Here is an 8,414-nt window from a genome sequence, read left to right on the forward strand (position 1 = left end):
CGGGCTGTTTGACGTTTATTTTTGCCATCATTTTTTGCGAACGATCGACGTGAAACAGCCTGATTACGGTTCATAATGTGTCAACCATGTCCCCGCACATGTGTCCACCATGTGTCCGGTCCGTACACGCTTTTGCAAAGTGACTCGCTGTAAGAGCGAAACCATAAGTAGCCGTTACCTAAACAACGGATATGCCCCCAAAACCATCAGTACCCGTCACTCCCGTAATCCACCTGAAACACAAAACCTTCCACCCGCTCCACACCAGTTTCCAACCGCCCATCGGCATGCAACCGCAACCAACGATACCCAGGCGCCTGCTCGCTCACCTTGAAATCCTCACTCCCGGGAGCAAACTGAATACAGGTAGACGGCGACGCCAGCAAACGCACCCCGTTACGTTCCCGATCAATTTCCTGATGAACATGCCCCCAGAGCACCGCCCGCACCTGCGGAAACCGATCCAGCACCGCAAACAGCGCCTCAGGATTACGCAACCCAATAGGCTCCATCCAGGCGCAACCAATCGACACCGGATGATGGTGAAAACACACCAGATGATGCCGAGTCGGCGCCTCGCTCAACGACTGCGCCAGCAATTGCAGTTGCTGGTCCTGCAAATACCCCGGCACCGAGCCCGGCACCGCCGAGTCCAGCAAGGTGATGCGCCAGTTGCCCACATCCACCACCGGCTCCAGCAAAGCGCTGTTGATCGCCGCCTGCTGCATCACCTGCGGCTCATCGTGGTTACCCGGAATCCAGCGCGCCGGCGCGTGAATCTGCCGGCTCATGTCGCGAAACACTTGATAAGACTCCAGCGTACCGTCCTGGGACAAATCCCCGGTGGCCAGCACCAGATCAATCTGCGGCTGCTGCGCCAACACAATGTCGATGACCCGTTGCAGGCTGTCACGAGTATTCATGCCCAGCAGCCCGCCGTCCGCCTCGGCAAACAGATGGCTGTCGGACAACTGCACCAACAACGCCGAAGCGTCAGGATTCAAGGCGGATGCGCTCGGCAAGGCGGCCTCCCAGGGCGTGATCACAGGAATGGACATTTGAAGCGATTATGCTGGGGCAGGACACAAAGAGGAAACCCGTGAAGCGGACGCAGTTCACATCTATCGAACGACTTCGAACTCGTGGCCCAGGGCCAGGCAGTGGCTCAACCATTCGCCGAGGAACACATTGAGCTGTGCTTTCTCATCGGGCTGGTGCATGAACACATTGGGATAAGGATAGATGCTACGCAAGCGTCTTGCATGTTCGGCGCTGATCACTTCGGCCATGCGCGCGTCGTGGTACACCTGCACTTCCAGCTGCGGCACCGGCAGCCACGGCAGGCTGTGCTCCTGGCGCACCCGCAGGGTGGTGGTGTACGGGCAATTGACGATCACTTCCAGGGTCAGCACGCCGAGCATCTGGTCGCCGTGGGTCACGGCAATGCGCCGCGCCTCGGGCGTGTGGCGCATGTCCGGCAGCAGCCGCATCAGCCGTGCATAGTTGGCCTCGCAGGCTGCTTGCAGCCCAATCAGGTCAACCCGATATCGCTCCCGTGCCTTTACTGCCATAACCCCCTCACTTCCGCGCGATTAAGCGCAAGCCATTGCAGGGCAATAATGCTCGCTGCGTTGGAAATCTTACCGTCACGTACCGCTTGCAGGGCGTCTTCAAAGGCCCAGACAGTGACGCGGATATCTTCGGCTTCCTCTTCCAGTCCATGGACGCCACCGGCCCCGGCGCTTTCGCAACGGCCCAGGAACAAGTGGACAAATTCGGTGCTGCCACCCGGCGACGGAAAGTATTGGGTGATCGGCCAGAGTGCGGAGAATGTAAGGCCAGCTTCCTCTTCGGCTTCGCGGTGTGCAACCTCCTCCGGCTGCTCATCTTTATCGATCAGGCCGGCGACCATTTCGATCAGCCACGGGTTGTCGGTACGGCCCATGGCGCCCACGCGAAACTGCTCGATCAACACCACTTCGTCGCGCTGCGGGTCGTAGGGCAGCACACACACGGCGTCATGACGCACAAAGACTTCGCGATTGAGCTCACGGCTCATGCCGCCATCAAACTTCTCGTGCCGCAACTTCAGCCGATCCAGTTTGTAGAAGCCCTTGTAGGCATTGTCGCGCTGAACAATCTCGACCTTGCTCGGCGTCGATTTCGCTGTGTCCGTCATATCAACCCTCGTTTTTTGCCTTGCGGTATCGAGGCTGCCCTCGACATCGCGCCATCCTAACGCGCTCGCGCCCCTTGATGCAGCCCCTTTCCGGTTGCCGGGATAGACGGCGGGCGTCAAACTCACTCTAATCAGCTTAGTGGCGAACTGACTGTCTTGTTGGTAGTCGAAGCTCCACAATTTTCGCTTTCAATCGATTTACGAAGGACACACATGTCGCTTTTAAAAATCGCCTCCATGGCCTGTATCGCCCTGACCCTCGGCGCTTGCCAGAGCCTGTTCCAACCCAGCTACCTCAAGCCGCTGGACACCACCGCCGACGCCTCGGAGCAGATCAAAAACGGCTGTAGCAGCCCGGATTGCCCGCTGGTAAACATCGACACCGTGCACTTCCCGTCCGAGCCGCAGCTGGACCAGATCGTCGAACAGCGCCTGCTGCAGATGGCCCGCACCTCGCCTGGCCAGGCCATGCCCGCCACCCTGAATGCCTACCGGGACAAGTTTTTGCGGGAGTCGCCTGACCGCAACAGCATGTACTTGCAGGCCAAGGTACGTGAGCAGCATGACGGACTGGTGATCGTTGAAGTATCCAGTTACCTGGACACCGGCACCGCCCATGGCGAGCCGGGCCGCGGCTTTATCAACTATTCACGCCTGCTGCACAAAGAGCTGAGCCTGACCGACATGCTGTTGCCGGGCCAGGAAGATGCCTTTTGGAAGACTGCAAAAGTCGCCCACAACAACTGGCTGATCAATTCGCAGATGGACCGCGACCCGGAGTTCGTGAAGAACTGGCCGTTCCAGAAAACCCCGAACGTGGCGCTGACCAGCAATGGCGTGGTGCTCAAGTACAACGTGACCACCATCGCCCCTTACGCATTGGGGCTGATCGAAATGACCATCCCCTATGCGCGCCTGACCGGCGTGATCAAGCCTGAGCTGGTGCCCGCTCGCCACTGAAGGCCCGGCCCAGAATGAAGTGCAACAACCCTGCCAGCACCAGCGCCGGCAGGGTTGCACCGACATCCGGGTACAGATTCGCCAGCAAGTGATAGGTGCTGATGCCACCGAGCCAGGCCAACAGTGCCGGCCAACGCAGGTTGGCGGCTACCCCATGGCCACGGCGGCGCAGGATAAAGTGATCCACCAGCACCACGCCGAACAGCGGCGCGAACACCGAGCCGATCAGCAGCAGGAAGTTCTGGTACTGGGCCAACGGCGCGAAGCAGGCGATCAGCGTGCAGATGACGCCGATCGCCAGCGCCAGGTGCTCGACTTTCAAACGCAACAAAATCCCGCTGGACACCGCCGCCGAGTGAATATCGGCGAAGGCGTTTTCTGATTCATCCAGCAGGATCAGCAGCAGCGGAATCCCCAGGCCAGCCCCGGCCAATGCCAATAGCAGTGCGTTCACTTCACCGCTCGGCGCGAACGCCAGGGTGTAGGCCACGCCCAGGCTCATCAGCCAGAAGTTACCGATAAAAAAGCCCAGCGCCGTACCGCCGAACACGCTTTTCGCGCGTTTGCCGAAGCGCGAGTAGTCGGCAATCAACGGCAGCCAGGACAACGGCATGGCGATGGCGATATCGAAGCCCACCGCGAACGGCATCGAACCATCACCGGCCTGGGCCCAGAGTGCGGCCAGGTCGGCTTTGACGAACAGGTTCCAGGTCAGCCACAGGCAGGCGGCCAGCAGCAACCAGATGCCCCATTTGCGCAGGATCTGCCGCACGAAGGTCAACGGGCCGCTGACGGCGAGCAAGGTCGCGAGGGCGCCGAATACCAAGGTCCAGAACAGCGGGCTGGCGAGCAGGCTGCCTTCGCTGAACGCGCGGGTGCCCAGCAGGCTGGCGGCATCGCGCATCACGATGATTTCGAACGAGCCCCAGCCGATCAACTGCAGCAGGTTCAACAGCGCCGGCACGCTGGCGCCCTTGGTGCCGAGGCTGAGCTTGAGGGCGGCCATGGAAGACAGGCCGGTGTCGCTGCCGATCACGCCGACGGCGGCCAGCAACAGGACGCCGACCAGGGTGCCGAGGAAGATCGCCAGCAAGGAACCAGAGAGGCCCAGCCCCGGCGCCAATAGCGCGCCGGTTTGCAGGACCATCAGGCCGATGCCCAGGGAGAACCACAGGGAGAAGAGATCGCGGGCGCCGAAGACGCGTTTGTCGGCGGGCACCGCGATGTCGGGGGAATAGGTGCTGGGTTGAATGCTCAAGGGTGAAATCTCTGAGGAGTATTTGTTGTTTGAGAGATTGCTTTCGCGAGCAAGCCCGCTCCCACATTTGAAATGCATTCCAAATGTGGGAGCGGGCTTGTTCGCGAAGAGGCCCTTACAGGCCCCCGCGATCTCGGGTCAGACCTTTTTGTACAGCTGACTGCCTTCCTGCTTGAACCGCTCCGCCTGCTCCGCCAGCCCCTTGGCCACGTCCACATCCACCGTTTCAATGCGCTGGTTGGCCGCGTACTCGCGCACTTCCTGGGTGATCTTCATCGAGCAGAATTTCGGCCCGCACATCGAGCAGAAATGCGCGACCTTGGCCGAATCCTTCGGCAAGGTTTCATCGTGGTACGAGCGCGCCGTATCGGGGTCCAGGCCCAGGTTAAACTGGTCTTCCCAACGGAATTCAAAGCGCGCCTTGCTCAACGCGTTGTCACGAATCTGCGCGCCCGGGTGCCCCTTCGCCAAGTCCGCCGCGTGCGCTGCGATCTTGTAGGTGATGATCCCGGTCTTCACGTCATCCTTGTTCGGCAGGCCCAAGTGCTCTTTCGGCGTGACGTAGCAGAGCATCGCGCAACCGAACCAGCCGATCATCGCCGCACCGATACCGGAGGTAATGTGGTCGTAGCCCGGTGCGATGTCGGTGGTCAGCGGGCCGAGGGTGTAGAACGGTGCCTCGTCACAGCACTCCAGCTGCTTGTCCATGTTCTCCTTGATCAACTGCATCGGCACGTGGCCCGGGCCTTCGATCATGGTTTGCACGTCGTGTTTCCAGGCGATTTTGGTCAACTCGCCGAGGGTTTCCAGCTCGCCGAATTGCGCGGCGTCGTTGGCGTCGGCAATCGAACCCGGGCGCAGGCCATCTCCCAGGGAGAAGCTGACGTCGTAGGCCTTCATGATTTCGCAGATTTCGTCGAAATGGGTGTAGGTAAAGTTCTCTTTGTGGTGCGCCAGGCACCACTTGGCCATGATCGAACCGCCACGGGACACGATGCCGGTGACGCGCTTGGCGGTCAGCGGTACGTAGCGCAGCAGCACGCCGGCGTGGATGGTGAAGTAGTCGACGCCCTGCTCGGCCTGTTCGATCAGGGTGTCGCGGAACAGCTCCCAGGTCAGGTCTTCAGCGGCGCCGCCGACTTTTTCCAGGGCCTGGTAGATCGGCACGGTACCGATCGGCACCGGCGAGTTGCGGATGATCCATTCGCGGGTTTCGTGAATGTGCTTGCCGGTGGACAGGTCCATCACCGTGTCCGAACCCCAACGAATGCCCCAGGTCAGTTTCGCCACTTCTTCTTCAATGGACGAACCCAGGGCGCTGTTGCCGATGTTGCCGTTGATCTTCACCAGGAAGTTACGGCCGATGATCATCGGTTCCAGTTCGGTGTGGTTGATGTTGGCCGGGATGATCGCGCGGCCACGGGCGATTTCTTCGCGCACAAATTCCGGGGTGATGATTTTCGGCACGCTGGCGCCGAAGCTGTGGCCGGCGTGTTGCTGGTCCAGCAGGCCCGCTGCGCGCGCCTCTTCCAGCTTCATGTTTTCGCGGATGGCGACGTATTCCATCTCGGCGGTGATGATGCCTTGGCGGGCGTAGTGCATTTGCGTGACGTTGGCCCCGGCCTTGGCGCGGCGCGGGTTTTTCACGTGGGCGAAGCGCAGCGCAGTCAGCTCGGCATCGCTCAGGCGCTGTTGGCCGAAGTGCGAGCTCAAGCCCGACAGGCGCTCGGTGTCGCCACGGGATTCGATCCACGGCGAGCGCACGTCGCCCAGGCCTTTGCGCACGTCAATGATCACATTCGGGTCGGTGTACGGGCCGGAGGTGTCGTAGACCACCACGGGCGCGTTGATTTCGCCGCCGAAGTCGGTGGGGGTCACATCAAGGCTGACTTCGCGCATCGGCACGCGGATATCCGGACGGGTGCCCTGGACGTAGATTTTTTGCGAGCGGGTAAACGGCTGTACGGAACCTGAGTCGACCTTGGCCGATTCACTCAGGTGCACGGTGTTTTTTGATTTTTGGCTTTTTAATTCGATGCTCATCACGGGCTCTCCAACTATCCAGGCGGTGGATTTTTGTCGGAGCGAACCTGTGACGGATGGACGCACTGTGACAGTGCTGTGCTTGGCGCACGGGCTGTTCGATTGTCGAACAACATCCCGGACGAAGCACAAGAGGACTCGCCGGGTGACGAGAAATCTTGTTCCCTACGCAGGCGCTAACCTGATCAGGTTCAACGGGATCCGGTATTTACCGATCTCAGCCTCATAGCAAGGCACCCCGACAAGAACGCGGCCAGTCTAGACCATGGAGCAGGCAAATTGCCAATGGCGGTGCATTCAGCGTGATGAATGGCGTAATTACAGGATTGTTGTGCCGTGATAGCGCCACTACACTCGGTGACTGCTTAAGGTCTTGACGCCAGGAATGGGCCGCCTTAGCCTTGGGCACCAAATTATCACCGTAATATTATTCTAGGGATCGCCTCATGCTGCGCAAACTCTCACTGGCTCTTGCCGTGTCTTGTGCGACCAACGGAATGGTCTGGGCAGCTGAAGCGCCCCTGACGACCAAAACCGACCTGGTCAGCGTCTACCAGGAAGCGGTGGACAACAACGCCGACCTGGCCGCAGCCCGTGCCCAATATGGCGCGCAGAAAGAAGTGGTGCCCCAGGCCCGCGCCGGCTTGCTGCCGAACCTGTCGGCCGGTGCCGACATCAATAATGTGCGCACCCAGCTGGACCAGCCCGCAGCCACGGTCAACCGCGACGCCCATTCCTGGCGCGCGACGTTGAGCCAGCCGCTGTTCCGTGCCGATCGCTGGTTCCAGTTGCAAGCCGCCGAAGCCGTCAACGAACAGGCCGCGCTGCAACTCTCGGCCACCGAACAGAACCTGATCCTGCAAAGCGCCGAAAACTACTTCGCCGTGCTGCGGGCCCAGGACAACCTGGCCTCGACCAAGGCCGAAGAAGCTGCGTTCAAGCGCCAGCTGGACCAGTCCAACGAGCGCTTTGACGTAGGCCTGTCAGACAAGACCGACGTGCTGCAATCCCAGGCCAGCTACGACACCGCGCGCGCCAACCGGATCCTGGCCCAGCGCCAGGTGGACGACGCCTTTGAAGCACTGATCACCCTGACCAACCGCCAGTACAACTCGATCCAGGGCATCGTCCACACGCTGCCGGTGCTGCCACCGTCGCCAAATGACGCCAAGGCTTGGGTTGAAACCGCCGGCCGCCAGAACCTGAACCTGCTGGCCAGCAACTACGCGGTCACCGCCGCCGAAGAGACCCTCAAGCAACGCAAGGCCGGCCACGCGCCGACCCTGGACGCCGTGGCGCAATATGAGAAAGGTGACAACGACGCTCTGGGCTTCAGCAACCCGAGCGCCTTTGGCCAGCCGTACCATGGTGATGTGTCGCAGCGCACCGTTGGCCTGCAGCTGAACATCCCGCTGTACAGCGGCGGCCTCACCAGCTCGCAAGTGCGCGAATCCTATTCCCGCCTCGGCCAGACCGAGCAGCAACGCGAAGGCCTGCGTCGCCAGGTGGTGGAAAACACCCGCAACCTGCACCGCGCGGTGAACACCGATGTGGAGCAGGTACAGGCGCGCCGCCAGTCGATCATCTCCAACCAGAGCGCAGTGGAAGCCACAGAAATCGGTTACCAGGTGGGCACGCGCAATATCGTCGATGTGCTGGACGCCCAGCGCCAGCTCTACACCTCGGTGCGCAACTACAACAACAGCCGCTACGACTACATCCTCGACAACCTGCGTTTGAAGCAGGCGGCGGGGACGTTGAACCCGGGGGATTTGCAGGATCTGGCGCGGTACCTGAAGGCCGACTACAACCCAGACAAGGACTTCCTGCCGCCGGACCTGGCCAAGGCAGCCGCGGCGCAGTTGAAGGCTAACCCCGGTTATTGAGACCGCCGAATGACCCAATGTGGGAGCGGGCTTGCTCGCGAAAGCGGTGTATCAGTCGACATATTCGGTGACTGACACTGCGCTTTCG

The 8,414-nt window shown here is 60.8% G+C and carries 7 protein-coding genes and 1 riboswitch; of the genes, 2 read left to right on the top strand and 5 right to left on the bottom strand.

The window, feature by feature from the left end:
* Nucleotides 1-206: 206 nt before the first annotated feature.
* From cpdA to CEC48_RS30150, 3 genes are all read right to left on the bottom strand, one after another.
* Complete coding sequence (gene cpdA / locus CEC48_RS30140; RefSeq protein ID WP_088427157.1) at nucleotides 207-1,022, bottom strand: 3',5'-cyclic-AMP phosphodiesterase; 816 nt, start codon at nucleotides 1,020-1,022, stop codon at nucleotides 207-209.
* Nucleotides 1,023-1,121: 99 nt separating this feature from the next.
* Nucleotides 1,122-1,571, bottom strand: coding sequence for a DUF1249 domain-containing protein (locus CEC48_RS30145; protein WP_088427152.1), 450 nt, complete (start codon nucleotides 1,569-1,571; stop codon nucleotides 1,122-1,124).
* The gene (locus CEC48_RS30150; RefSeq protein ID WP_088427153.1) at nucleotides 1,562-2,179 is read right to left on the bottom strand and encodes an NUDIX domain-containing protein; all 618 of its coding nucleotides are present in this window, start codon (nucleotides 2,177-2,179) and stop codon (nucleotides 1,562-1,564) included. The genes CEC48_RS30145 and CEC48_RS30150 overlap by 10 nt, the downstream gene beginning before the upstream one ends.
* Nucleotides 2,180-2,392: 213 nt before the next feature.
* Here CEC48_RS30150 and CEC48_RS30155 point away from each other — a divergent pair, with 213 nt between their 5' ends.
* Nucleotides 2,393-3,139 carry an RsiV family protein gene (locus tag CEC48_RS30155; RefSeq protein WP_088427154.1) on the top strand — a complete coding sequence of 249 codons (747 nt, stop codon included), beginning with the start codon at nucleotides 2,393-2,395 and terminating at the stop codon, nucleotides 3,137-3,139.
* Here CEC48_RS30155 and cytX read toward each other — a convergent pair.
* Nucleotides 3,108-4,397 carry a putative hydroxymethylpyrimidine transporter CytX gene (gene cytX / locus CEC48_RS30160; protein WP_088427155.1) on the bottom strand — a complete coding sequence of 430 codons (1,290 nt, stop codon included), beginning with the start codon at nucleotides 4,395-4,397 and terminating at the stop codon, nucleotides 3,108-3,110. The two genes, CEC48_RS30155 and cytX, sit on opposite strands and share 32 nt — an antisense overlap.
* Nucleotides 4,398-4,535: 138 nt before the next feature.
* Nucleotides 4,536-6,440: a phosphomethylpyrimidine synthase ThiC gene (gene thiC / locus CEC48_RS30165; RefSeq protein WP_076015523.1), complete on the bottom strand. Its 1,905-nt coding sequence runs from the start codon at nucleotides 6,438-6,440 to the stop codon at nucleotides 4,536-4,538.
* A 145-nt stretch (nucleotides 6,441-6,585) separates the two neighbouring features.
* A riboswitch (TPP riboswitch) is annotated at nucleotides 6,586-6,691 on the bottom strand.
* A 195-nt stretch (nucleotides 6,692-6,886) separates the two neighbouring features.
* Here thiC and CEC48_RS30170 point away from each other — a divergent pair.
* Nucleotides 6,887-8,326, top strand: coding sequence for a TolC family outer membrane protein (locus tag CEC48_RS30170; RefSeq protein ID WP_088427156.1), 1,440 nt, complete (start codon nucleotides 6,887-6,889; stop codon nucleotides 8,324-8,326).
* The last annotated feature ends 88 nt before the right edge of the window (nucleotides 8,327-8,414 follow it).

Source organism: Pseudomonas sp. K2I15, from assembly GCF_002204795.1.
Classification (GTDB): domain Bacteria; phylum Pseudomonadota; class Gammaproteobacteria; order Pseudomonadales; family Pseudomonadaceae; genus Aquipseudomonas.